This window comes from Arthrobacter sp. HMSC08H08, assembly GCF_001807575.1.
GTDB lineage: Bacteria > Actinomycetota > Actinomycetes > Actinomycetales > Micrococcaceae > Pseudoglutamicibacter > Pseudoglutamicibacter albus.
This window is the reverse complement of the sequence record NZ_KV789376.1, coordinates 41410-65783: the sequence shown is the minus strand read 5'-3', so window position 1 is coordinate 65783 and position 24374 is coordinate 41410. Positions and strand designations below refer to the sequence as shown.

At 60.2% G+C, this 24374-nt stretch carries 22 protein-coding genes and 2 tRNA genes; 19 read left to right on the top strand and 5 right to left on the bottom strand.

Features of this window, described 5'->3' with window-relative positions:
• The first annotated feature begins 76 nt into the window (after positions 1-76).
• The 3 genes from HMPREF3175_RS01650 to thiL all read left to right on the top strand — a co-directional run bounded on the left by HMPREF3175_RS01650 (position 77) and on the right by thiL (position 1558).
• A tRNA-Glu gene (locus tag HMPREF3175_RS01650) sits at positions 77-149 on the top strand.
• Positions 150-224: 75 nt separating this feature from the next.
• Positions 225-297, top strand: a tRNA-Glu gene (locus HMPREF3175_RS01645).
• Positions 298-424: 127 nt separating this feature from the next.
• Positions 425-1558 (top strand): thiamine-phosphate kinase, encoded by a 1134-nt coding sequence (gene thiL, locus HMPREF3175_RS01640; protein WP_070490372.1) that lies wholly within the window; start codon positions 425-427, stop codon positions 1556-1558.
• Between the two features lie 61 nt (positions 1559-1619).
• Here thiL and HMPREF3175_RS01635 read toward each other — a convergent pair whose 3' ends face one another.
• Positions 1620-2330: an IclR family transcriptional regulator gene (locus HMPREF3175_RS01635; RefSeq protein WP_070490571.1), complete on the bottom strand. Its 711-nt coding sequence runs from the start codon at positions 2328-2330 to the stop codon at positions 1620-1622.
• Positions 2331-2517: 187 nt separating this feature from the next.
• Between HMPREF3175_RS01635 and leuC the strand changes: the two genes are divergently transcribed.
• The 6 genes from leuC (at position 2518) to HMPREF3175_RS01605 (ending at position 9171) form a co-directional block, all read left to right on the top strand.
• Complete coding sequence (gene leuC / locus HMPREF3175_RS01630) at positions 2518-3975, top strand: 3-isopropylmalate dehydratase large subunit (RefSeq protein WP_035757251.1); 1458 nt, start codon at positions 2518-2520, stop codon at positions 3973-3975.
• 29 nt (positions 3976-4004) lie between these two features.
• Positions 4005-4604 carry a 3-isopropylmalate dehydratase small subunit gene (gene leuD, locus HMPREF3175_RS01625; RefSeq protein WP_035757197.1) on the top strand — a complete coding sequence of 200 codons (600 nt, stop codon included), beginning with the start codon at positions 4005-4007 and terminating at the stop codon, positions 4602-4604.
• A gap of 225 nt (positions 4605-4829) precedes the next feature.
• Positions 4830-6158, top strand: a complete 1329-nt coding sequence (gene murA, locus HMPREF3175_RS01620; protein WP_035757195.1) for a UDP-N-acetylglucosamine 1-carboxyvinyltransferase — start codon at positions 4830-4832, stop codon at positions 6156-6158.
• Positions 6158-6937 (top strand): lysophospholipid acyltransferase family protein, encoded by a 780-nt coding sequence (locus HMPREF3175_RS01615; RefSeq protein WP_070490371.1) that lies wholly within the window; start codon positions 6158-6160, stop codon positions 6935-6937. The genes murA and HMPREF3175_RS01615 overlap by 1 nt, the downstream gene beginning before the upstream one ends.
• A gap of 89 nt (positions 6938-7026) precedes the next feature.
• Positions 7027-8034: an NAD(P)H-dependent glycerol-3-phosphate dehydrogenase gene (locus tag HMPREF3175_RS01610; RefSeq protein ID WP_256173851.1), complete on the top strand. Its 1008-nt coding sequence runs from the start codon at positions 7027-7029 to the stop codon at positions 8032-8034.
• Positions 8035-8037: 3 nt separating this feature from the next.
• Positions 8038-9171 (top strand): D-alanine--D-alanine ligase family protein, encoded by a 1134-nt coding sequence (locus HMPREF3175_RS01605; RefSeq protein WP_035757189.1) that lies wholly within the window; start codon positions 8038-8040, stop codon positions 9169-9171.
• On the opposite strand, the gene HMPREF3175_RS01600 is transcribed toward HMPREF3175_RS01605, so the two are convergent.
• Complete coding sequence (locus HMPREF3175_RS01600; RefSeq protein WP_083289342.1) at positions 9168-9758, bottom strand: DUF3515 family protein; 591 nt, start codon at positions 9756-9758, stop codon at positions 9168-9170. The genes HMPREF3175_RS01605 and HMPREF3175_RS01600 overlap by 4 nt on opposite strands.
• A 97-nt stretch (positions 9759-9855) precedes the next feature.
• On the opposite strand from HMPREF3175_RS01600, the gene HMPREF3175_RS01595 reads away from it, so the two are divergent.
• From HMPREF3175_RS01595 to HMPREF3175_RS01585, 3 genes are read left to right on the top strand one after another with little or no spacing between them, the layout of a single operon-like run.
• Complete coding sequence (locus HMPREF3175_RS01595; protein WP_083289341.1) at positions 9856-11139, top strand: LCP family protein; 1284 nt, start codon at positions 9856-9858, stop codon at positions 11137-11139.
• Between the two features lie 41 nt (positions 11140-11180).
• Positions 11181-12365, top strand: a complete 1185-nt coding sequence (locus HMPREF3175_RS01590; protein WP_070490369.1) for a DAK2 domain-containing protein — start codon at positions 11181-11183, stop codon at positions 12363-12365.
• Positions 12362-14713 (top strand): ATP-dependent DNA helicase RecG, encoded by a 2352-nt coding sequence (locus HMPREF3175_RS01585; RefSeq protein WP_083289340.1) that lies wholly within the window; start codon positions 12362-12364, stop codon positions 14711-14713. The genes HMPREF3175_RS01590 and HMPREF3175_RS01585 overlap by 4 nt, the downstream gene beginning before the upstream one ends.
• 14 nt (positions 14714-14727) lie before the next feature.
• On the opposite strand, the gene HMPREF3175_RS01580 is transcribed toward HMPREF3175_RS01585, so the two are convergent.
• The 3 genes from HMPREF3175_RS01580 to HMPREF3175_RS01570 all read right to left on the bottom strand — a co-directional run bounded on the left by HMPREF3175_RS01580 (position 14728) and on the right by HMPREF3175_RS01570 (position 17751).
• Positions 14728-15402 carry an RsmD family RNA methyltransferase gene (locus tag HMPREF3175_RS01580; RefSeq protein ID WP_035757188.1) on the bottom strand — a complete coding sequence of 225 codons (675 nt, stop codon included), beginning with the start codon at positions 15400-15402 and terminating at the stop codon, positions 14728-14730.
• Positions 15403-15469: 67 nt separating this feature from the next.
• A complete protein-coding gene (locus HMPREF3175_RS01575) occupies positions 15470-16363 on the bottom strand; it encodes a spermidine synthase (protein ID WP_141739801.1) in 894 nt (297 codons plus the stop codon).
• A gap of 38 nt (positions 16364-16401) precedes the next feature.
• Positions 16402-17751 (bottom strand): aminotransferase class I/II-fold pyridoxal phosphate-dependent enzyme, encoded by a 1350-nt coding sequence (locus HMPREF3175_RS01570; RefSeq protein ID WP_070490366.1) that lies wholly within the window; start codon positions 17749-17751, stop codon positions 16402-16404.
• Between the two features lie 124 nt (positions 17752-17875).
• Here HMPREF3175_RS01570 and coaD point away from each other — a divergent pair, with 124 nt between their 5' ends.
• From coaD to HMPREF3175_RS01535, 7 genes are all read left to right on the top strand, one after another.
• The gene (coaD, locus tag HMPREF3175_RS01565) at positions 17876-18340 is read left to right on the top strand and encodes a pantetheine-phosphate adenylyltransferase (RefSeq protein ID WP_035757186.1); all 465 of its coding nucleotides are present in this window, start codon (positions 17876-17878) and stop codon (positions 18338-18340) included.
• 112 nt (positions 18341-18452) lie between these two features.
• Positions 18453-19508: an LCP family protein gene (locus HMPREF3175_RS01560; RefSeq protein WP_035757184.1), complete on the top strand. Its 1056-nt coding sequence runs from the start codon at positions 18453-18455 to the stop codon at positions 19506-19508.
• Between the two features lie 136 nt (positions 19509-19644).
• Entirely contained in the window at positions 19645-20496 is an 852-nt protein-coding gene (locus HMPREF3175_RS01555; protein WP_035757182.1) for an ABC transporter permease, read from the top strand.
• Positions 20480-21316 carry an ABC transporter ATP-binding protein gene (locus HMPREF3175_RS01550; RefSeq protein ID WP_083285344.1) on the top strand — a complete coding sequence of 279 codons (837 nt, stop codon included), beginning with the start codon at positions 20480-20482 and terminating at the stop codon, positions 21314-21316. Before HMPREF3175_RS01555 ends, HMPREF3175_RS01550 begins: the two co-directional genes overlap by 17 nt.
• Positions 21316-22374 (top strand): glycosyltransferase family 2 protein, encoded by a 1059-nt coding sequence (locus HMPREF3175_RS01545; protein WP_070490364.1) that lies wholly within the window; start codon positions 21316-21318, stop codon positions 22372-22374. The genes HMPREF3175_RS01550 and HMPREF3175_RS01545 overlap by 1 nt, the downstream gene beginning before the upstream one ends.
• Positions 22371-23354: a CDP-alcohol phosphatidyltransferase family protein gene (locus HMPREF3175_RS01540; protein ID WP_070490363.1), complete on the top strand. Its 984-nt coding sequence runs from the start codon at positions 22371-22373 to the stop codon at positions 23352-23354. Before HMPREF3175_RS01545 ends, HMPREF3175_RS01540 begins: the two co-directional genes overlap by 4 nt.
• Positions 23354-24307: a glycosyltransferase family 2 protein gene (locus tag HMPREF3175_RS01535; protein ID WP_332253789.1), complete on the top strand. Its 954-nt coding sequence runs from the start codon at positions 23354-23356 to the stop codon at positions 24305-24307. The genes HMPREF3175_RS01540 and HMPREF3175_RS01535 overlap by 1 nt, the downstream gene beginning before the upstream one ends.
• Positions 24308-24374: the final 67 nt, after the last annotated feature.

The window sequence follows — 24374 nt, the reverse complement described above, 5'->3', positions numbered from 1 at the left end:
GATCAGCGATTCCCCTTAAACCCCACACGTACTTGTTCTGGCAAGCAGTGGGTTAAAGAGATGGGGAGTAGCATTTGGCCCCATCGTATAGCGGCCTAGTACGCCGCCCTCTCACGGCGGTAACGCGGGTTCGAATCCCGCTGGGGTCACGTCGCAACACACGGTTCACTAATTCAATATGTGATGCAGATTCATTGAGGATCTGCGTAGCGTGTCGCGAAAGCGGCCCCATCGTATAGCGGCCTAGTACGCCGCCCTCTCACGGCGGTAACGCGGGTTCGAATCCCGCTGGGGTCACGCAAGAAAAATCCCGGTGATCGCATCACCGGGATTTTTTATACCCTAATCTGGCTAGTGACTCATTCACGTGCGCAGAAATGTGCGCAGAAACGGGTGCAGAATCGTGCGCAGAAAGGGGAAACCGGTGGGGACCGTCAGCGGATTAGGCGAGGCAGCCATCATCGCCTCCATCAACCGCGCCTTCGCGCCCAACGCTAGCTCAGCGGGCTCCGTGAACTCAGCGGTCCAAGGCCCTGATGAGGCTCGGGGTCGCGGAGCAGTGCTTGTTGGTAACGGCGATGACGCCGCCGTACTCGCCGCAAACGCGCGCCTGGTCTTGACGATGGATACCTCGGTTGAAGGCCAAGACTTTATGCAGGCGTGGCCCAGCGGTGTCGAAACATCCCCGCGGCTACTTGGTTTCAAGTGCGCGGCGCAGAACCTTTCCGATATTAACGCGATGGGTGGGCGGGCCCGTTTTCTTCTGATGTCCCTGTCACTCTCGAAGAATGTTGCGGCGAGTTGGCCCAGCGAATTCGCCGCAGGCATGCGGGACGCCTGCGAGGTACTCGGGGCAGAAGGTGTGGAACTACTCGGTGGGGACGTATCTGCTGCTGAAGCGATCTCGATCACGATCACTGCGGTCGGGGAACTCGATAGTAAGGCCCGGCCCATCGTCCGCAACGCGGCCCGGCCAGGGGATCAGCTCTATATCGCAGGCAGGCTGCCAGGCACATCCGGCACTGCCCTGAACCGGCTCCTGGACTCCAGAACGCAACAAGAGCCTTCCCTAGAGCACATGCCGAGGCAGCACGCTCAGCCTGACGAAGACGAATTGGCTCGCGCTCTCGAGGCGCACTTCATGCCCACCCCGCCGCTGGAGCTCGGACCAGCACTAGCTGCAGCTGGCCACCGCATCGCCGGCATCGACGTTTCCGACGGTCTAGTGCGGGACGCCACGCGCATCGCCGAAGCCAGCGGGGTAGACATGGTCCTGGATGAGGCAGCTATTGAACGGATGGCGGCACAGTTGGGGCAAGCGTGGGCCCTGCAGAGCGCAGAAGCGCGCCACAACGTTCTCTACGGAGGAGAGGAGTTCAACCTCTTATTCACCGTGCCCGCCGGAACGGAGTTGCCTCAGCTACCGGGCGTCAGCATCGTACGAATCGGCGAGGTTACACAGCTGAACCAGGCAGGCCGGCAGTCTGGGATTTATCTGGAGGGGCAGCGCCTGGATGAAAACCTAGGTTTCGATCACTATTCGACAGATAAGCCCTAAGCAGTACGAGCCCTCAAGGTGCCAGGGGTGCGAACTTAGACTGAGAACCTAGATTGCAAACCTAGACCGCGATTGAGGCGCTGAGATCATGAGCGACTTGCGCGACGATGCTTCCGTAGCGTTTCCCCGGGTCATTGCTGATGCGTTGAACAGGCCCGGACATCGAAAGCGCGGCCACAACCTTCCCGGTCGGGCTGAAGATCGGCGCGGACACGGAGGCCACACCGCGTTCGCGTTCTCCCACGGACTGTGCCCAGCCGCGCTTCTTGACGCGCGCGAGGTCATGCGCAGTGAACCGCGCCTCTTCAAGACCCTGCACGATGCGGGCCTGATCCTCCCACGCGAGCAAGATCTGGGCAGCCGAACCTGCGGCCATGGACAGTTGCGTACCCACCGGGATAGTGTCGCGTAGGCCAGTGGGGCGCTCTGCGGAGGCAATGCATACACGCAGATCGCCTTGGCGTTTGAAAACCTGGGTGCTTTCGTTAGTGAGTTCCCGCAAGCGCTGTAGAGCTGGGCGCGATGCGGAGACAAGCCGGTCTTGACCTGCGGCGGCCGCTAGCTCAGATAGACGTGGGCCGAGGACGAACCTGCCGTGAAGGTCTTTGGTCACAAGGCCGTGATGAACCAGGGCTTGGGCGAGCCGGTGGGCTGTTGGCCGGGCGAGGTGGGTCGCTTCCACGAGGTCCGCGAGGCTTGCAGGTCCAGACTCGAGGGCATCAAGGATCATCGTCGCTTTATCGATGACGCCCACACCACTGTTTTGTGACATGCTAGAAACCATAACGTCTCAATCTTTGAGACACAAGATCAGAATGTGGAATAGCCTGATGTTAGCGTGGTCGTGAACACACGCCGCGATCACAGCAAGCATCGCAGCTGTGAGCATCGTGACTGAGACCATCACAGCTGAGAACATCGTGACTGGGAACGCACAGCACTCAGAAGGGAAGAACGACATGTCGAGCACAGGAGCCGCGCGCACCTTGGCAGAGAAGGTGTGGGAAGACCACGTCGTAGCTCGAGGCGAGGGTGAAGGCCTCGACCGCCGCCCTGATTTGCTCTACATCGACCTACACCTCGTGCACGAGGTCACCTCGCCGCAGGCTTTCGAAGGCCTGCGCCTAGCGGGCCGAAAGCTACGCCGGCCTGACCTGACCATCGCGACCGAGGACCACAACACCCCAACCCTGGAGATCGACCGGCCCATCCAAGACCCGATCTCCGCAAAGCAGATCGAAACTTTGCGCGCTAACTGCAAGGAATTCGGTGTCCGCTTGCACTCGCTGGGCGATAAAGAACAAGGCATTGTGCACGTCGTTGGCCCACAGCTGGGCCTCACTCAGCCCGGTATGACGATCGTGTGCGGTGACTCCCACACATCAACCCACGGCGCGTTCGGTGCGCTGGCCTTCGGCATCGGAACCTCGGAAGTCGAACACGTCATGGCAACCCAGACGCTGCCGCTCAAGCCGTTCAAGACCATGGCGATCAACGTTGAAGGAACCCTGCGCCCAGGCGTGACCTCGAAAGACATCATCCTCGCGGTGATCGCCAAGATCGGTACCGGTGGCGGGCAGGGCTACGTGCTGGAATACCGCGGCTCTGCGATCGAGCAGCTTTCGATGGAAGCCCGCATGACGATGTGCAACATGTCGATCGAAGCCGGCGCGCGTGCGGGCATGATCGCCCCAGACCAGACAACCTTCGACTACATCAAGGGCCGCCCACACGCCCCACAAGGCGAAGAATGGGATGCCGCGGTCGAATACTGGAAGACCCTGCGCACCGACGATGACGCGACATTCGATGCAGAAGTGTTCCTCGACGCTGACGAGCTCGAACCCTTCGTAACCTGGGGCACCAACCCGGGCCAGGGCGTTTCGCTCAACGACGTGGTTCCGCACCCAGAAGAATACGGTGACGAGAACGAGAAAGCTGCAGCCCAACGCGCGCTTGAATACATGGGGCTGGAAGCCGGAACCCGAATGAAAGACATCCGCGTAGATACAGTATTCTTAGGCTCTTGCACCAACTCCCGCATGGAAGACCTCAGGGCCGCGGCGGATGTGATCCGCGGGCAAGAAAAAGACCCGAACGTACGCATGATCGTGGTTCCCGGGTCCGCACGCGTGCGGCTTGAAGCAGAAGCCGAAGGCCTGGATCAGGTTTTCAAGGACTTCGGTGCCGAATGGCGCTTTGCCGGTTGCTCAATGTGCCTGGGCATGAATCCAGACCAGCTCTCCGAAGGCGAGCGCTGCGCATCGACCTCCAACCGCAACTTCGAAGGCCGCCAGGGTAAAGGTGGGCGAACACACCTCGTGTCCCCGCTCGTAGCAGCGGCAACCGCGGTCCGAGGCACACTGTCCTCGCCATCGGACATCATCGAAAACCACGCCGCAACGGCCTCTGCATAACCGCACGCTGGTAGAGAAGGACATTCATCATGGAGAAATTCAGCACACACACCGGCGTTGCCGTGCCACTGCGAGCATCCAACGTCGACACCGACCAGATCATCCCGGCGGTCTACCTCAAACGCATCACCAAAACCGGCTTCGATGACGCGCTGTTTGCCCGCTGGCGGCAAGACCCGGAGTTCATCCTGAACCAAGAGCCGTATAAGAATGGCAGCGTTCTGATCGCCGGCGCGGACTTCGGTACCGGATCCTCACGCGAGCACGCCGTGTGGGCGCTCAAAGACTACGGCTTCCGGGTAGTGATCTCATCGCGTTTCGCCGATATCTTCCGCGGAAACTCCGGCAAGCAGGGCCTACTCACGGCACAAGTTGAGCAATCTGACGTTGAACTGCTGTGGAAGCAAGTTGAGCAAAACCCTGGGATGGACATCACGGTCGACCTTCCGAACCGCACCATCACCGCGGGCTCGTTGACCGTGGGCTTCTATGTCGACTCCGATACCGCGTGGCGTCTCGCTGAAGGCCTCGACGATATCGACCTTTCGCTGCGCCAAGAAGAGGCGATCGCTGAATACGAAGCACGCCGTCCATCGTTCAAACCAACCACACTCCCAGCCCGCTCTTAAAACGGACTCCAGGCTGTGCTGCAGGATTGAATCTCCTGTTCGTTTTCATAGCATTGCCAGTCTGAATCCCCAGTCACTTGCAGATGTGAGATTATGAATCACTCAATGCATGTGGCTGGGGATTAGCTTTTCCATGCCACACGCCCTGACCTATATGATGGTGAGGAACTAACGGGGTCATCCCGTGCTTAACCACTGCCCGCTGATGACAAGGAAAGCTAAAGCGTGACGACCAAGGTCCTGTCCATTAATGGTGGCCGCCCACTCACTGGTGAGGTGACGGTACGTGGTGCCAAGAATCTGGTGCCAAAGGCGATGGTCGCGTCCTTGCTGGGTAGTGGGAAATCGATTCTGCGCAACGTCCCTCAGATCAGGGACGTCGACGTGGTAGCTGGCCTGTTGCGCCTGCACGGCGTGACGGTCGATATCGATCACGACAAGGGCGAGCTCGTGATGGACCCCTCGGGCGCCAAGACTGCCTCGAGCGCCGAAATCGATGCGTTCGCAGGGGACTCGCGCATCCCGATCCTGTTCTGCGGCCCGCTCATGCATACGATCGGGGAAGCCTTCATCCCGGACCTGGGTGGCTGCCGCATCGGCGATCGCCCGATCGACTACCACTTGCAGGTTCTGCGCGAATTCGGCGCCGTCGTTGAGAAGGCCCCGAACGGGATCAGCATTTCCGCGCGCAACGGCCTCTACGGCGCCAAGGTCGAGTTGCCTTATCCTTCCGTAGGTGCGACCGAGCAGGTTCTGTTGACCGCGGTGCGAGCCCAGGGCATCACCGAGTTGAAGAACGCGGCGGTTGAACCTGAGATTCAAGACCTCATCTCTGTTCTGCAGAAGATGGGCGCGATCATCGACCTGCGCGGCGAACGCACCCTCGTGATCGAAGGCGTCGAATCGTTGCGCGCCTACGACCACACCGCCCTGCCAGACCGCAATGAGGGCGCATCGTGGGCTTCCGCTGCCCTAGCCACCGGGGGAGACATCCTCGTGAAGGGCGCGGACCAGAAAGACTTGTCCGCGTTCCTGAACTGCTACCGCCGCCTCGGTGGCGAATTCGAAGTCCAGAGCGAAGGGATCCGGTTCTTCCACCCAAGCGGTGACCTCAACCCCCTCGTCGTAGAGACCGATGTGCACCCTGGTTTCATGACGGACTGGCAGCAGCCGCTTGTAGTGGCTCTGACCCAGGCCACGGGTGTCTCGATTGTGCACGAGACGGTGTATGAGAACCGTTTCGGCTTCACTGACGCGCTCAAGCGCATGGGTGCAACGATTCAGCTGCACCGCCAGTGCCTCGGATCTCTGCCGTGCCGCTTCGGCAACCGTGACTTCCTGCATTCCGCGGTGATCACCGGTAAGTCCAATCTCAAGGGCGCTGACTTTGTGATCCCGGATCTGCGGGGTGGATTCTCCCACGTGATTGCAGCGCTGGCAGCCGAAGGCGTGTCGAATGCCACCGGCATCGACCTCATCAACCGCGGCTATGAACACTTCACCGATAAGTTGCGTGGCCTAGGTGCCGATATCGAGCTGAAGGAACAAGCGTGATGGCGCGGAAGGGATCTAACGAAACCCTCGCCGCACGCATCACTTTCGGGACCGCCGCAGCTTTCGTACGCCCTGCCCTGGCGCTGTTGTTGCGCCGAACCTGGGTTGGTATGGGTTCGATCAAACCGGGCTCGATCATCGTTGCGAACCACATCAGTGAACTTGACCCGCTCATCATTGCCGAATCGGTATATGTGCAGGGATTGCTTCCGCGTTTCCTCGCGAAGTCACCGCTGTTCAAGATCCCACTGGTTGGCCGCGTTCTGAAAGCGACCGGCCAGATCCCGGTAGAACGCGGAGGGCCGGGTGCCAAGCTCTCGCTCGAAGCGGCAGCTGAAGTGATCGGACGCGGCGGTGTGATCATCATCTATCCGGAAGGGACCTTGACCCAAGACCCGGATAAGTGGCCTATGCAGGCCCGCACGGGTGCGGCTCGGCTCGCACTGAAAACCAACGCACCAGTGGTCCCTGTTGTCCACTGGGGGGATCAGGAACTTTTGGGCGGCAAACCACGCAGGCTCAAGCTGTTCCCGCGGAAAGCGACCGTGGTCATGGCAGGTTCGGAGATTGACCTCGATGACCTGCGTAGCGGACCAATGACCCGCTCGGTGCTGGACGAGGCAACCACCCGCATTATGAAACACATGACGTACCTGGTCTCTGACTTGCGCGGTGAAGAACCCCCGGAAGCGCCGTGGAATCCTACGGCCGATGCCGATGAACAGCTCAAGCAGCGCGAAGAAGAAAAGCGCCGCCGCCGTGAGCAAGAAGACTGGTAGAAAAGCGGTGAAACCGCGCAGTAGATACCCCGCAGTAGACACCGCGCAGTAGACGCTTCAGAAGAGAACACAGCGTTGGAGGCATACGCGTGAAGAATCTCACCGTGATGGGTTCAGGCTCGTGGGGGACCACGTTCGCCAAAGTTTTGGCTGACGCCAACCCGGAAGCGACCGTAACGTTATGGGCCCGTCGTGACGAGGTGGCCCAAGAGATCGCGACCAAACACACGAACAGCGGCTACCTCGGTGAATTGATGTTGCCGCTCAATGTCACCGCAACCTCGGATCCGGGCGCGGCACTTGCTGATGCGGACATGGTGGTTCTCGCTGTACCGGCTCAAACCTTGCGGGAGCAGCTCACCCAATGGGTGGAGCACATCCCGTCTGAGGCGATCATCGTTTCGTTGATGAAGGGCCTGGAACGAGGCACGGGTCTGCGCATGACCCAGGTGGTCCAGGAAGTTCTGGGAACCAAGCAAGACAAGCTCGTGGTCCTCTCCGGCCCTAACCTTGCACGCGAGATCGCGCGTGAAGAACCCACCGCCTCGGTGGTTGCGTGCGCTGTCACCGAGACCGCTGACGCCGTCGCGAAGGCCTGCACCGCCCCATACTTCCGTCCCTACACCAACCGGGACGTGATTGGCGCTGAGATCGGCGGGATCGTGAAGAACATCATCGCGCTCGCGGTGGGTATGTGCGATGGCATGGGCATGGGGGATAACACGAAGGCCACCGTGATTACCCGCGGGCTTGCAGAAACCACTCGTTTGGCTGTGTCTCTTGGCGGTAAAGCGGAGACGATGTCGGGGCTAGCCGGTATGGGTGATCTTGTGGCTACGTGCGCCTCATCGTTGTCCCGAAACTATACGGCTGGGCGTCTGTTTGGTCAGGGGCTGAGCATGGAGCAGGTGATCTCGAAGATGACCCAGGTGGCAGAAGGCGTCAAGAGCTGCTCGGCTGTTTTGGAACTTGCTCACGAAAACGGTGTTGATATGCCGATCGCTGCGGCGGCTTCGATGGTTCTGGATGGATCCGAGCCGGTGGTGAAGATGCCTAAGCTGCTGTTGGACCGGGATCTGAAATCGGAAGGAGCGTAACCAGTGTCAACGCCTCAACGGAAGGTTTTGCTCCTTTTCGGTGGCCAGTCGAGCGAACATTCGGTTTCGTGTGTGACCGCGGCCGGAGTTTTGCGTGCGATCGATACGGATCGTTTCACCGTGATTCCAGTGGGTGTCACCCAGGACGGCGTATGGACGCTGGTTGCGCCGCAGCAGGTTCTGACGTATTCCTTCGACGGCGGTGTTGAACCGATGGTTGAGCCTCAAGGCCAGCCGGTGCGGCTCATGCGCTCGGACAGCCCCGATGCGGCGGCGCGTCTGGTCACGGATGCCCAACCAGGTGAGATGGTCAAGATGCTCACCGGTATCGACGTTGTGTTCCCGCTGTTACATGGTCCATATGGCGAGGATGGCACGGTTCAGGGCCTGCTGGAGCTGATCGGGGTCCCATATGTGGGCTCGGGTGTTGCGGCTTCTGCTGTGGGTATGGATAAGCATCTGATGAAGATGGCTTTCAACGCAGCTGGCTTGCGTGTGGGGCCTTATCAGGTGGTCACCAACCGTGAATGGGATGCGGACCCTCAAAGTTGCTTAGACCGGTGTGACTCCCTTGAGCTTCCGTTGTTTGTGAAGCCTGCGCGGGCAGGCTCTTCGCAAGGTGTTGTGCGTGTGGATGATCGTGAGGATTTGAGCCTTGCGATCGAGGAAGCCCGGATGCATGACCCGAAGGTATTGATCGAGCAGGGCATCACAGGGCGTGAGATTGAGTGCGCTGCCTTAGAAGGGCGCCGAGGCGAGCCGACACGTGCCTCGGTGGGCGGTGAGGTTGTGGTCGATGAGGCCGCAGCTGACCTGTATGACTATGAATCGAAATACCTGGCCGATGACAACGCACGCACCGAAGCCCCTGCACAGCTGAGCGAGGAGCAGGCTACATCCCTCAAGGAACACGCGATCATCGCTTATGACGCACTCGGTTGCGAAGGCCCCTCACGCGTGGACTTCTTCTTGGATGAAGCCGGCGAATGGATCATCAACGAGATCAACACGATGCCAGGCTTCACCCCGATTAGCATGTATCCGCAACTGTGGGCGGCAAGTGGTTTGCCGTACGAAGATCTGATCACCGAGCTGATCACCCTTGCCCTTGAGCGGCAGCCGGGGTTACTGCGTTAGCCGTTCTTCTTGCCTTCGCTGACCACGTCCTCGTCCGCGTCCTCAGGCGCTTCGAGGTTGAGGTCGCGGGCTGAGGTGCAGCGTTTGGTTGCTTTGTTGTTCTTCACGGCATCAGAGACCGCAACTGCGACATCGGAGGAAGAGATGCGTGCCGTGTCGATCGTGATGGTGATGTACGGTTCACGGCCGTAGGTTGCGATCGTCCATGTACCGTCATTGTTCTCACGCGCGGTCCAATCCACCTCATCCAAAGTGGAACACCTGTCTGAGGTGACGGCGGGCGCAATCTCACCGCATTTGAGGATCGCTGAAGCCGGTGAACCCCACGCGGCAGTGGACTGGCTCGTGGTTTTCCGTTTAGGTTGCCCTGAGATCTCTTGTGGCAAGGTGATCATGACCTGTGAGCATCGGGCATCTGCTGCGTTCTCTGCGGGAGCGACCTCGACCGGTTCGCTACAACCGCTCAAGGTGAGGGTTGCGCCAATACTCAGTACAGTGGCGATAGCGGCCTTGCGTCCACGACAACGGAGTGTGATGCGAGGCTGAACAGGCCTAGAAGGCTGAGAGAACACGGGAAAAGCACGCATATCTTCAGTTTATCTGCAGGGTGCGGCTCTAAGCTTTCCTGTAAGACAGTTGTACTGTGCACATCAGATGCGCATTGAACGAGGTAGGAGACCGCCGATGAGCGACCGGAGATTCAACGTCGACCCTGACCGGTATGACGACGACCGGTACGACAATGGTCAATGGGGCGATGAGTTCAGCGCGACCTCCTCGGGGCGCTCAAGCTACGGATCCGGTTCAGGGTACGGGTCAGGCTACGGATCCGGTTCAGGGTACGGAGGGGAACAAGGATATGGCTATTCCCAACCTGCCCAGCCGTATCAGCCTGCCCAGCCATACCAACAGGGGCAGCCGTACCCGGCCAACCAGCAGTATCAGCAGCCTGGTCAGCCGTATCAACAGCCGGGGCAGCAGCCGTATCCGCCGCAGCGCAAGCCGCGAAAGAAGAAGAGCGGGGGCAAGAAGTTCCTGATTTCGCTGCTCACGATCGTCCTTGTTGTTCTGGGCTTGCTGGGTGTCTATGCGGCGGTGCTTGCCGCGAAGTTCAACGAGTCCCACGCGATTCCGGTGGCGGAGGCGTTCCCGCAAGGGCAGCGGCCGCAACACGGGCCAGGGGATAGGTCCGTCAACATTCTTCTGCTCGGTAACGATTCCCGCGGCGGTCAGAACGATTCCGGCCGTACGGACACGATGATGCTGATGCACATCCCATCCGATAGGCACGGGGTCTATGTCACCTCGATCATGCGTGATACGTGGGTGAACATCCCGAATCACGGTGAGGCGAAGATCAACGCCGCCTACGCGATGGGCAAGATGCCCTTGACCGTGGCAACCCTAGAGAACCTGTTCAACGTTCCTATCGATCACGTCATGACCATCGACTTCTCCGGATTCGAAGGGATGGTCGATGCGCTGGGCGGGGTCACGATCGATGTTCCACAGCCCTTCGATAAAGCAGGCACCCACTATGAAGGCCGCATGGACGTCAACGGCAAGCAAGCATTGTGGTTTGTCCGCGAGCGTTACGCCTTCAAGGACGGCGACTATCAGCGTGTGAAGAACCAGCAGCAGCTTGTGAAAGTCATCTTCACTAAAATGCTGAGCCCGCAAACCTTGATCAACCCGGTCAAGACAACCAACACGGTAGGCGCAATGGCGCCCTATATGACCCGCGACGAGACCCTCACCGGATGGAAACTCATGCAGCTTGGGATCACCATGCCGGGTGTGAGAGCCAACGACTTCCACTTCATGACCCTGCCGAATAAAGGCGTGGGCACCAGCGCTGACGGCCAATCCATCGTGGTCCCGGACATGGACGTGATCAACGAATTCTCTAAAGCGATGCGAGAAGGCGGCATGGAGGATTTCATGACTCGCCACGGATTAGCTAAATAAGTATTCTGAACCAATGGTGGATGAGTGAGAGGGAGGGCACGGTGACGCAGGCAATCCGCGCGGACTTTTCAGGGCTCCAAGACTGGCTGAGCCTCAGCGTCACCGAGCTAACCAAGCAACAGGAATCCCTCAACGCGATCAACGTCTTCCCAGTCCCAGACGGTGACACCGGAACGAACCTTGTAGCGACGATGCGCACCGTGCACCAGGCCATCACCGAGGCTGAACCTACCGGGGACCTCGGGCACCACCTCGCAACTGCTGCCCGGCAAGCGCTCGGCTCAGCCCAAGGAAACTCAGGATCCCTCGTCTCAGTGTTTCTACTCGGGATGGGTGAATCCCTCGCAGGAATCACGACCCTCACCGCGCCGGCGCTCGCCGAGAGTCTCGAAGCTGGACGGTTACGGGCGTGGGCCGCGTTGTCTGAGCCTGTGGGCGGAACCATCTTGTCAGTCATGGAAGCCGCAAGTGATGCCGCCAGAGCACGAGCCAGCCAACAGAAACAACGCGGCCACCAGAAACAGTCCGTCCCACAGGGCACCGTGCCACAGCGCACCGTCCCACAGCGCAAGCGCCGGCTCACCGGGCCCGAGACCGAACCTGCCGCACTGATAGGAACCCTTGAAGACGCGTGGCGGGCCGCGTTGAGGGAAGCCGAGCACACACAGGCCCGGTTGAAAGACCTCACTGATGTTGCGGTCGTGGATGCCGGCGCGGTCGGTTTCGCGATCATCCTGAACTGTTTGCTCGCCGCAGTCACACACACCGCCGTTGACCCGGAGCCTTATCGTGACCTGCCCGGCTATCATGACCAAGGCGAGATCCGCATCGAACAGGTTGAAGCGGCCGATGGTGTGGAAGTTGTATGCACCGTGACCGCATCGGCACTCGATGCCGCCCTGATGCGTGCCGCGCTCGATGCGGTAGGGGACTCCGTTGTCATGTCCGCCATGGAACCGGTCTCAGAGCACGATCCGGAGTACCGCGGCTACAACCACGCCAACCCTAGCCAACAGGCAGCAACCAGCGAGCACACACTTTCCTGGCGGGTGCACGTGCACGTCCCCACCGAAACAACCGCGCTAGAGATCATCAGCAAAGCCGGGGAACCCACCGACATCGCAGTCACGCCGCTACAACACCTATCCGAACACAACCCAACACGCCCGCACACGGCAGGGCAGAGCTCTCAAGGCTGCAACCACGCTGGGATAAACCACCGATGACCGCCGAAACAAACCCTCAGCCAGGTGCCACAGCCTCAGCCGAGCCCTCAGCCACTACAGCAACCGCAGCAAGCGCAGCCACCACAGCAACCGCAGCAACCTTGACCCCAGACACACCACTGATCGAGGCGCTGGGCAAGCGCGACGCCCAAGCGATCCAGAAAGCCTTCGGTTTCAACACCGTCGCAGACATGCTCGCCCACATCCCCCGCCGCTACCTCGACGTAGGAGAGCTCACGGCCGTCCGCGACCTCCCGCTCGGCGAAGACGTGACCGTAGCCGCCAGAGTCATCCACGCACACCAACGCCGCATGCACCGCCGCAAAGGATTCCTCCTCGAGATCGAAGTCGAATCCGAACAAGACGGCGGACTCATGCCCATGACCTTCTTCAACGGCTACCTCGCCGCCCAACAACTCACACCAGGCACACGCGCCGTCTTCAGCGGCAAAGTCACCGCATATAAAGGCGCACTGCAACTTTCACACCCCGAATACACACTGCTCGGAGAAGACCAAGAAGCCGAAGCTAAACCCTTCCCGATCTACCCGCTCAAAGGCAAAATCGGGCAGATCCGCGTGCGCACACTCCAAGCGAAACTACTCGAGCGCATCGACCCCGAAACCTTCACCGACCCTATCCCCACACCACTACGCACCCACCACCGGCTACCAGACCGTGTGTCCGCGCTACGAGCCATCCACCAACCCGAAAACCTACAAGCCGCCTACCGGGCACGGCAACGCTTCGTATTCCAAGAAGCCCTCGTCCTACAAACATTCCTCGCCGACCGCAAAGCGGCACTCGCCGGGCAGACCGCCGTCCCACGGCCCAAGCGTACAGGCGGCCTGTTGGAGGCTTTCGACGCAGCGCTACCCTTCATGCTGACCCCGGGACAGGTCGAGGTAGGGGAGCAGATCGCATCAGACCTCGCACGCTCGCATCCGATGAACCGGCTGGTCCAAGGCGACGTCGGCTCGGGTAAAACACTGGTTGCTCTGCGTGCGATGCTCCAAGTGGTCGATGCGGGCGGGCAGGCCGCGTTCATGGCGCCCACTGAAGTTCTGGCCCAACAACATGCCGCAGCACTGCGTTCGATGCTAGGGGAGCTGGCACGGGCCGGTGAGCTGGGTGCCCCAGAGACCGCAACCCGGGTTGAATTGCTGACAGGCTCGCTCAAGACCGCCCAGAAACGTGAAACCCTGCTAGCTGCCGCTTCAGGGCAAGCAGGCATCGTAGTGGGCACACACGCCTTGATCTCTGATCACGTGCAGTTCGCTGAGCTCGGGCTCGTGGTGGTCGATGAACAGCACCGCTTCGGTGTTGAACAGCGCGATAAACTACGCGACGGTGCAGGGGCGAGGCCGCACATGCTGGTCATGACCGCAACCCCGATCCCGCGAACGGTCGCGATGACAGTGTTCGGGGACGTCGATGTTTCGACACTGAAGGGATTGCCAGCCGGACGCGCCGAAGTCAAAACATTCGTGGTGCCGCTGGCCTTGCCGGTCTGGAAGGAACGCATCTTCACCCTGATCCGTGACGAAGTAGCTCAAGGCCACCAAGCATACGTAGTGGTTCCACGCATCACAGCCAGCGAAGACCAACACCACAACGAACCAGCCGGCTCTCCTGGGCAACCTGGCTCCGCTGGACAACCTAGCTCCGCTGCAGCAACAGTTGCTCCCGAAGAAGGGATGCTTCCGCTAGAGGTCCAAGCCCAAGAGAACCACACGCAACGGACCCCGCTAGAAACCATGTACGAAGTACTCGCGGGACACCCAGCCCTCAAGGACGTGCGCATCGGAGTCCTCCACGGCGGAATGGACCCAGCCGACAAAGCACAAGCCATGGACGACTTTGAAAACCACCGCAGCGATGTCCTGCTCGCGACCACAGTGATCGAGGTAGGAGTGGACGTCCCCAACGCCACCGTCATGGCGATCATCGACGCCGACGCCTTCGGCATCTCCCAACTCCACCAGCTACGAGGACGCATCGGGCGCGGAAACCTGCCCGGAACCTGCCTCTTGGTAACCAACCTCGAACACCAACACCCCTCAGTCGAACGGCTCGAGACAGTCGCATCCACCACAGACGGCTTTGCGCTCGCCGAGGAGGATGTCAAACTGCGCCGTGAAGGCGACATTCTGGGGCAAAGCCAGTCGGGCGGGAAATCGACGCTCAACCTCCTACGCGTCATGAGGGACGCCGATGTGATCCAAGCGGCCCGCGAAGACGCCCACGGCATCGTCGCGCCGGGTTGGCGCGCGGCTCACCCCGAACTCGCGCGGCTCGTGGCTGAACTCGAAGACTCCGAAAGCGCGGCCTATCTGCAACGCTCCTAAGCCTTCTGGAGCGGTTATGGGGTTTCGGCTACTGGTGTTTCGGCGAAATACAGGGTGGTTTCCCCATAGCGGCGTGGCTTGAGCGCTGAAAGGCCGTCCGGCCACTGTGGGGCAGGCGAGCTGGAGGCTCTCTCGAGGCACACGACCGCATCGGGAGCCAGGTGGGGCACAAGTGCGGCTAGAAGCTCATCCACCTCCTCAGTGCTCATGGGGTAGGGAGGGTCGAGGAAGACGAGCGTAAACGAGACGCCCGAGTAGTTGGCGAGGAACGTTGCCGCCTTCGCCTGCTCAACCCTGGCTCCGAACGCGCAGCCCTTCCCAGGCGCTGTGCTATTGACAGGCGCTGGGCTGTTTATGGGCGCTGTGTTGCTGATGGGCGCTGTGTTGCTGACGGGAGCTGTGTTGCTGAGTTCCTTGTTGATGAGTGTGGCGTTGGCGCGTAGGGCTTGGATGGCGGGGCGGGCGTGATCCACGAGGATCGCGTTGTGGGCTCCGCGCGATAAGCTCTCGAGTCCGAGCGCTCCGGATCCGGCGAACAGGTCAAGCACGCGGGCGCCAGCGATGACGTCCCAAGAGTCCAGGCGGGAGAACAGGGCCTCTTTGACGCGGTCGGTGGTCGGGCGGGTGTCGTGGCCGGGCACGCTTGTGAGTCTTCGGCCGCCGGCGACCCCTGCGATGATGCGGCTCACTTATCCTCCTGAGGTTGCTGCCCGGTTGTTTTCATCTGTTCGGTTTCATGTGTCCGTGTGGCGGGGATCATTGGGTGCGGCCTGCGAACACCGCGGCGAGTTCTCCGGGGCTCAGCACGGTACCTGGCCGCGGGCCTGCCGCGTGGAGGGCGGCTAACTCCTCGGCGGTGAACGGGGCGGGTGAACGCCGCGCACCAAGCACGACGTTGCCGGGCATCGTGAGAGAGAACATCGAGGAATCAGCGGCAACGAAATAGCTAGCTCCGGCGGCCTTGAGTGAGTCAGCCATCCGGCGGGTCGCCTCAAGACCCGGCTCGTCGCCGATGTTGATGAGAACAAGCCCGCCGGGGACTACCGCATCGAACATTTCGGTCATAAACCCCGGATCGAACAGGCGAGCTGGCGAATCAGGCTCGATCGAGATATCAAGCACGAGAGCATCGGCAACTCCGGCGACCTCTACCGCGCGAGGCAGGGCATCCCGCACATCGCCGGCGATCACGTGCGGAGCGTTGGTGCCCGGGAACGGAACCTTCGCTAGCACCGTATCGATCAAGTCAGGATCTAAATCCACCACGATGTGGGTGCTGGCTGGTTCCGCTACGGCAAGGGCCCGCGGCAAAGACAAACCTCCGCCGCCTAAGTGAATATAGGTTCCAGCGCGGAAAGCAGTGCCTTGCGATGTTCCAGCGCGGTCCGATTCTCCGGTGCCGCGTGCTGTTCCGGCGCCGCGTGGGGTCCACAGCTGGAGGGCGGCCTGCATCCACTGAAGGTAGTCGTAGAGAAGCCGCGACTGATCATCCGGGAAAACCGTGGACTGTTCGGCCCCATCGATGTCTAAGGTCAACCCGCCCGGGATCCACGGGGAACGCCACCAAGCAGCTACCGCCCCTGAACTGAGAACCTCGCTACCAAGGAACTGAGACCCACTCGGACGTGAAGTATCGGGGTGTTCATTCACGTTTGACGCCTCATCGGCATTGTGTACTCCGCTCATGATCACCGGCCAGCGCTTTCACCCGCTACCGCCCGCGCAGCATCAGCAAGCGAGGTACGCAACCGTTTCGCGCCCTCCTCAACGCTCGCTTGGTCCTTGCAAGCGGCAAAACGCAAGTATGAAGCGAAACGGCCCTCAAACTCAGGCGTCGTGAAGGCGCTGACCGGAACCGCAGCTACACCGGCCTTCTCAGGCAACACCTGAGCGAGCTCGGTCGCATCCTCAATACCCAACGGCGCCATATCGGCCAGCACGAAATATCCACCACGTGGCCGCACAACCTTCGCGCCAGCGTCTTCGAGCGCATCGACCAATACATTGACTTTCTCACCCAGCTGCACAGCACGGCGGGTGAAGAACTCGCGCGGCAAACGCAAACCATGAGCGATCGCCGGCTGGAACATCGGGCCGGTAGAGAACGTCAGATACTGCTTGACGGTACGCAACGCATCAATCAACTGAGCCGGGCCAGTAGCCCACCCAACCTTCCACCCCGTCAAAGAGAACGTCTTCCCGGCAGAAGAAACCGAGATGGTTCGCTCCCACGCCCCAGGCGTGTGAGCAAATGGCACAAAACCATTGGCAAGCCCCAGACGCTCATCGCCTTTTTGGTTATAGACCAGGTGCTCATAGACCTCGTCAGAGAGGATCAAAGCAGAAGCCTCAATAGCAGCCCTAACTATCGCCTGGCGGGAGTCCGGACTAAACACCGAGCCGGTCGGGTTATGCGGATCATTCACGATGATCATGCGTGTGTTCTGATCCACCGCCTGAGCCAAAGCCTCACAATCCGGCTGAAAAGAACCCGTCTGAGCGTCATAAACCATCGGGACAGTCCGCAACTCAACCCGGGCAAAACCAGTCAACGCCGCATAGGCGTCATAAAACGGCTCGAAAGTCACGACGTTATCGCCCGGACGAGCAAACGCGAGCACAGCCGCAGCGATAGCTTCCGTAGCACCTGAGGTCACAACAACCTGCGCATCCGGATCCACCGTCACCCGATACCAGGACTGCTGATGCTCAGCGATCGCAACCCTCAAATCCTGGACACCGGCCGCCGGAGCGTACTGATGATGACCACGCGCAAGCATCTGCTGAGCGATATCCACGATCTCATCAGGCGCATCGTTATCCGGAACACCCTGACCTAAATTCACCGACTCATGCAACCGTGCAAGATCCGAAACCTCCTCGAAGATAGTTTTCTTCAGCCCATGAGCCCCCGCCAGACGCGCTCGCCGCGCCCCCTGGAACCACGGCGCAATCGAGGGTGAGGCAGGAATCGAAGAGAAGCGGGGCTGCTGGCCCGGGTTTGAAGTATTCGTGCTGGTCTCATTGATGCTGGCCATGCTTATACAGTACCGAGCCCATACACGGACGCCGCTGCGCATAGCTGCGCGCCACAACCTGTGAATGCATCCCAAACCGTACGAATTCGACGACGTTCCCAGAAAAATATGAAACAGTGTTCACATGACTCGTGTTGTATGCCCAGGGTCCTTCGACCCTGTCCATAAGGGCCACCTAGAGGTCTTCATGCGTGCGGCCTCACTCTTCGATGAGGTCATCGTTGCCGTCTCCACGAATCCGGCAAAGAAATACCGTTTCAGCGAAGAAGAACGCGTCCAAATGATCCGCGACCAGGTCTCAGCGATCAGCGGCATCACAGTGGAACCCATGGGGGACGGGCTACTAGCCGAATACTGCGCTCGCAAAGGGGCGCGCGCCATCCTCAAAGGGCTACGCAACAGCCAGGACTTCGAATTCGAAACCCCGATGGCCTCCATGAACCGCCACCTCACCGGGGTTGAGACCGTATTCATTCTCGGAGACCCGGAGTATCAGTACGTTTCTTCATCGCTGATCAAGGAAGTTGCATCACTCGGGGGAGACATATCCGAATTCGTCCCCAAGAGTGTCGCTGCGAAATTTGCCTAGTAAACCCAAAACGACTCTATTCTTAGAACTTGGGACTATCACTTCTGTGAGCGGTCGCTTCGTTGGATCATCAGGGCGCCCATAGCCGTGATCGACTACGTGAGGAGCATTGATGTACGGAACCACGCAGGGTACCTATGTGCCCCGCCGCGTGAAGCACCGTCGGGTGCACGTCGGCCGTATCGTACTGGGATGCCTGCTCATCATCATGGTCACCGTCGCAGGAGCCGGCCTCGGCCTGGCCTCAAAATTCGGGCGTGCCTTCGAGAAAACCACCACAATCGCAAGCGCTTTCCCGGACGAGGACGACCGCCCGGTCAAAGACCCAGGCGACACCTCCATGAACATCCTGCTACTGGGCGCAGACGGTGGACCCGGCAAAGGTAAGCGGGCGGCTATCGACCCGAACGCGACCGCAACTGACCGGCGTTCCGACTCCATGATGCTCGTCCACATCCCAGAAAGCCGCGATAAGGTCTACGTCATCTCGCTCATGCGAGACACCTGGATTTCCATCCCAGGCCACGGCGAGGCAAAACTCAACGCCGCAATGGCTAACGGCGGCGTCCCGCTACTCATCCAGACCCTCGAAGAACGGCTCGGCACCCGCATCGACCACGTAGCGATCATCGACTTCCAAGGATTCCGCGACCTCACCACAGCAATCGGTGGCGTCACAGTCGACAACGAATACGACTTCATCGCCCACGACACCGACTACCACTACCCGAAGGGCAAGATTCACATCGACGGCGACAAGGCCCTACGCTTTGTGCGCGAACGTAAGAGCTTCCCCGACGGCGACTATCAGCGCGTACGAAACCAACAGAAGTTCCTCAAAGCTGTCTTTGGGAAAGTCCTGAGCGCGGAGACCCTGTCTAACCCGGCCAAGCTCTTCAAGGTCGTGGATTCTATAGCCCCATACATCTCCATGGACGAAGAATTCTCTGACCCATCCCTGCTCACCGGGCTGGGACTGCAGATGAAGAACGTACGTGCCTCCGACATCGTGAGCTTCACGCTGCCAACCGCAGGTACAGGTACAAGCCTGGACGGACAGTCGATCGTTTTGCCTGACCAAGCCGCGATCGATGCGCTCGCGGAAGCTCTGCGCAACGACACGGTCGCGGATTACTATGCGGCGCTACCGGAAGAAAAGAAAAAGTAAGCGGCAGCACACCGATTGCATCCGAGCCGTCGATGCGCGCTAAGGTGAGCAACACACGAACAGATAGAATCTTTCACACCAAGCCGGCCGTTTTGCATGTACGGCCAGCATCATTAGAGGAAGCAGTAGCTCGTCTATGGACATCCCAGCGTTGGCACAGTCCCACGGCCTGAGCCGTGTGGGCGCGCGCCCTGGCCTCTTCGCTTATTATCGAGAGACCTGGCGGCGCAGGCGATTCGCCATTGTCTTTGCACAGTCCAAGATCCGTGCACGCAATTCCCAAAACCGTTTAGGCGTGTTCTGGGAGATTCTGAAGCCTACCTTCAACGCGTTGATGTACGGGTTCATTTTCGGTGTCCTGCAAGGAGACCGGCGCCCGCCTGGATTCGCGGCGTTCGTGGTGATCGGCGTGTTCCTCATCGAGTTTTTCTCCAAATCGATGAGCGACGGCGCCCGCTCTATCACGGGTAACCGTGCGCTCGTGCAGTCGCTAGCCTTCCCGCGCGCGACCCTTCCGTTCTCGATCGTGATCCAGCAGATCCTCACTCAGATTCCGATGCTGGGCGTCATGTTCATCTACGTCATGGCACTGGGCTACTGGCCACGGTGGCAGTGGCTTTTGATCATCCCGCTATTCGCGCTCTATGCGATCTTCAACACAGGGGTTGCATTCCTGTTTGCACGCTTGACCGTGCACACACACGACCTGACGCAGCTGCTGCCGGTCGTGAACCGTTTCTTCTTCTTCACATCCGGTGTCTTGTTCTCGGTCGAGAACATCCTGGCTCAGTGGCCAGCCGTGATCACCGTGTATGACTTCCACCCGATCTATCAGGTCCTCACCATTGCACGCGGACTTGTTTTGGGTGGTAGCCACACGTTTGATCCAATGGCGTGGGCAGTCGTAGCGGGTTGGGCTGTGGGCCTGTTCGTGATTGGCACCGTATTCTTCTGGCGAGCGGAGGAACTCTATGGCCGAGTCTCCTAAAAAGGAACAACCTAAGAAAGAGCAAGAAGGCGTGGCCGAGCCCGTTCCGCCGAGCCGTGACGAGCAGCTGCGCATCGACCCTGATCGTCAACCGGTTGTGATCGTGGATGATCTCCACGTGAAATACAAGGCGTTCTCTTCAGGCCGCTCGGCCGGGGCGAACAGTCGCGGAGGCATCTTCAAGAAGCGGATGCGCGGCGTTCGTGAAGTGCACGCGCTCAAAGGTGTCAGTTTCGTTGCGTACAAGAACGAATCCATCGGCATTATCGGTTCGAACGGTTCCGGAAAATCGACGCTACTGAGAGCCATCACGGGCCTCACCCCACCAGCTGAGGGCGCAACCTACGCCTCAAGCCGCCCGAACCTCCTTGGCGTCGGTGCGGCTTTGATCCCGAGCGTCTCAGGCGATGAGAACATCACATTGGGTTGTTTGGCGTTGGGTTTTTCGATGCATGAGATCGAAGAGCTGCGCCCCAAGATTGTTGAATTCGCGGGCCTTGAAGATTTCATCGACCTTCCGATGCGCACCTACTCTTCAGGTATGCAGGCGCGTTTGAAGTTCTCGATCGCGGCTTCGAAGTTCCACGACATCCTGATTGTCGATGAAGCCTTGTCCGTGGGAGACGCGGCTTTCCGTAAGCGTTCGGAGAAGCGGATCCGTGAGATCCGTGACGGCGCCGGCACCGTCTTCTTGGTGTCCCACTCGATGAAATCGATTCAGGATACCTGTAGCCGAACTATTTGGATTGAAAAGGGTGTCTTGATGATGGACGGGGACACCCCAGAGGTCGTCAAGGCGTATCAGAGGTCACGAGGCTAATGACGAAGAATGCGTTGCCGCAGCTGAAGGCGAATCCAACGGTTGCGTATGTGATCCCTGTGCTGAACGGGGCCGCCTATATTGCGGAGGCTATCGCCTCAGTTTTGGATCAGGAATATGAAGGATCCCAGAAGGTCGCTGTAGCGGTGGGCCCCAGCAATGACGGTACTGAACGGATTGTGCAGCGGATCGCGGCAGAAGATTCGCGTGTGCTGTTTGTGGAGAATCCGGCCGGTAACACGCCGTCAGGTTTGAACAGGGCGATTGAAGCGGTCGACGCGGATGTCATCATCCGCGTGGATGGCCACTCTGTTTTGAGCCCGGGCTATACGCGGATCGCGATTGAGGCGTTGAGAGAGACCGGGGCCGCCGATGTTGGCGGGATCATGGACGCCCAAGGCACCAACCCGATCCAGCGTGCAGTCGCTGCGGCCTATAAGTCGCCGTTCGGTTTGGGGAACGCCCCCTACCACACCGGCGCGCAGGCCGGCCCCGCTGATTCCGCTTATCTTGGTGTTTTCCGCCGCGAGATCTTCGAGATCGTGGGCCTCTATGACGAGACCATGATCCGCGCCCAGGACTGGGAGCTGTGCAAACGCATCCGCGAGGCCGGCCATACGGTGTGGTTCGACCCTCGCTTGCGAGTTCGCTACTACCCCCGCGATAACTTCGGGGCTCTTGCCCGCCAGACCTTCGCATCAGGCGTGTGGCGTGGGGAACTAGGGCGACGAGGCCCAGGGGGCGCGCGCCTGAAACACTATGCGCCTCCCGCTGCACTGATCGGCTTCGGCGCGGGCATCATCGGGCTTATGATCCGTCCATTCACCTCGAAGGGCTCGGCCCTGCGCAAAGCGAGTACCGCGGCCGCGATAGCCCCGATCGGCTACGGCCTCGGCATCCTAGGGGCCGCTTGGCATGCCGGCCGTGAGCTACCGTTGAAGGAGAAAGGATTGCTCGCGCGGGTATTGCCGACAATGCACGGAACCTGGGCGGCCGGCTTCATCCGTGGCCGCATCATGGGCGCCGGCGACGTCAAAGACACTTCGAGAGTCAAATGACCCACAATTTCCCATCGAATCTGCAGGTTTCTGCTGACGGCACCGTCCCGGTTGGTCCGGACGGGTTGATCCGGCCGGCGAACCCCACGCTCGCCCAACTGCGTGCCGTGTGCCAGCCTCCGCATGTGCGGGCGCGCAAGAACGCAGAACACTGGACCGCTGAGCTGTATCTCCGCCACATCTCGATCTATTTCACGCGTGTGCTCGTCAAGACCAGGATCACCGCGAACCAGGTCACCACGCTCATGATGATCACGGGCTGGTTCATGGGGGCGGCAATGCTGATCCCGGGTATCTGGGGCCCGTTGATCGCAGTGGTGTTCTCGCAGGTTCAGCTCTACCTCGATTGCTGTGACGGGGAAGTAGCGCGCTGGCGCGGCGTCCGCGGACCTAAAGGCATCTTCATCGATATGGTCGCGCACCACTCAACTGAGGCGGCCGTTGCCGTCGGGGTGGGCGTACGGGTTGCGATGGGGGTCTCCCCAAGCGCGTTCACCGCGGCCGGATGGGCTGCGGCCTGGGCCGGGGCAACGTTGGGTGTCTTGCTGTTGATGAACCGCTCGCAATCGATCATGATGCATGCCTCGCGCGCATTCGCCGGTGTTGAGAAGCTCCCGGACACCTCAGAGGCCCGAGCGATGCCGCCAGCTTCGCTGATTGGACGCTTGCGCAGCATGGCGCGGTTTGTTCCGTTTCACCGCATGCTTCACGCGGTTGAGTTGAGCCTCATCTTCTTTGCGGCCTCGATTGTCTCTGCGGTGATTGGCCAGCCGGTTGTTGCCGAATCGTGGGTCATATGGGTCTTGCTCGTTGCCACAGTGGGTGTGAATGTGGGACATTTCTGTGCCCAGGTGTTCTCTGCGCGCCTAGCGCCGCTATCGACCGGCTGGGAGTATAAGCGCCCCGAGGACGTTCAAGCGCAACCTGTAGAACTCACGGGTGCTACGGACGCGTCTGTGCGTACAAGCGGTGAGAACTGATGTTCTCATCCTTCAAGCGTCGGATCGGGAAGCTACGCTCAGCTGGCCGCCGTCAACCGCACCTCATGGTTGAAGGCACACCCACAGTCGGTGTTGTAGTGCTCACGATGGGGCAGCGGCCTGCCGAGCTGGCTCGTGCGTTGCGTTCGTTGCGGCGTCAGAAGGACGTCAACGTCAACATCGCGGTGGTCGGCAACGGCTGGCAGCCAGTGGGGCTGCCTGATGGGGTCAAGGGCGTCAAGCTCGAAGAGAACCTTGGTATCCCGGCTGGCCGGAATGCTGGGGTTGAGCACGTGCATGGGGAGTACCTCATGTTCTTGGATGATGACTCCTGGCTTTTGGATAACGACTTCATAGCGGAGGCGGTTGAGCGTTTCCGCCAACACCCGTCCATGGGCCTGTTACAACCGCAGATCGTGGACCCTGCTAGACCGGGCCAGTCGCCCCGCCGCTGGACGCCGCGTATCTGGAAACGCACTCCAGACGTTTCCAGCAACGTGTTCCACGTAGGGGAGACCTGCCTGGTTATGCCTCGGCACCTCTTCGACGAAACCGGCGGGTGGGCCGGTGGCTTCTGGTACGCGCACGAAGGCATCGAACTTGCGTGGCGTATCTGGGACACCGGTCACCGGGTCTGGTATGCGGGTGACATGCGTGTGGGCCACCCAGTGGTTGATGCCCGCCGGCATAAAGAGTTCTATCGCCTGAATGCACGTAACCGCGTGTGGCTGGCCCGCAGAAACTTGCGTCCGCCGTTCAAATGGATCTACCCAATGGTGTGGGCGTTGGGGCAAACCGTGAGAATGCGGAAGGACCCCCGGGGCCTGCGGCAATACTGGGAAGGTTTCCAGTCCGGTTGGGAAGGCTCGCCGTGGTATCACCATCCGCGGCCTCCTTTGAAGTGGTCAACGCATCTACGGATGGCTCGCTACGGGCGCCCACCGCTGATATGAGCCAGCCAGCAGGTTCGATGTGAGATGATGAGTCGAGTTAACCCTGCGTCCACCTTCTGTTTGGACG

Coding starts and splice junctions, on each gene's coding strand:
- HMPREF3175_RS01635 (WP_070490571.1), bottom strand. CDS start 2,330: ATGTCACAAAACAGTGGTGTGGGCGTCATCGATAAAGCGACGATGATC.
- leuC (WP_035757251.1), top strand. CDS start 2,518: ATGTCGAGCACAGGAGCCGCGCGCACCTTGGCAGAGAAGGTGTGGGAA.
- leuD (WP_035757197.1), top strand. CDS start 4,005: ATGGAGAAATTCAGCACACACACCGGCGTTGCCGTGCCACTGCGAGCA.
- HMPREF3175_RS01615 (WP_070490371.1), top strand. CDS start 6,158: ATGGCGCGGAAGGGATCTAACGAAACCCTCGCCGCACGCATCACTTTC.
- HMPREF3175_RS01600 (WP_083289342.1), bottom strand. CDS start 9,758: ATGCGTGCTTTTCCCGTGTTCTCTCAGCCTTCTAGGCCTGTTCAGCCT.
- HMPREF3175_RS01595 (WP_083289341.1), top strand. CDS start 9,856: ATGAGCGACCGGAGATTCAACGTCGACCCTGACCGGTATGACGACGAC.
- HMPREF3175_RS01585 (WP_083289340.1), top strand. CDS start 12,362: ATGACCGCCGAAACAAACCCTCAGCCAGGTGCCACAGCCTCAGCCGAG.
- HMPREF3175_RS01570 (WP_070490366.1), bottom strand. CDS start 17,751: ATGGCCAGCATCAATGAGACCAGCACGAATACTTCAAACCCGGGCCAG.
- coaD (WP_035757186.1), top strand. CDS start 17,876: ATGACTCGTGTTGTATGCCCAGGGTCCTTCGACCCTGTCCATAAGGGC.
- HMPREF3175_RS01560 (WP_035757184.1), top strand. CDS start 18,453: ATGTACGGAACCACGCAGGGTACCTATGTGCCCCGCCGCGTGAAGCAC.
- HMPREF3175_RS01555 (WP_035757182.1), top strand. CDS start 19,645: ATGGACATCCCAGCGTTGGCACAGTCCCACGGCCTGAGCCGTGTGGGC.
- HMPREF3175_RS01550 (WP_083285344.1), top strand. CDS start 20,480: ATGGCCGAGTCTCCTAAAAAGGAACAACCTAAGAAAGAGCAAGAAGGC.
- HMPREF3175_RS01545 (WP_070490364.1), top strand. CDS start 21,316: ATGACGAAGAATGCGTTGCCGCAGCTGAAGGCGAATCCAACGGTTGCG.
- HMPREF3175_RS01540 (WP_070490363.1), top strand. CDS start 22,371: ATGACCCACAATTTCCCATCGAATCTGCAGGTTTCTGCTGACGGCACC.
- HMPREF3175_RS01535 (WP_332253789.1), top strand. CDS start 23,354: ATGTTCTCATCCTTCAAGCGTCGGATCGGGAAGCTACGCTCAGCTGGC.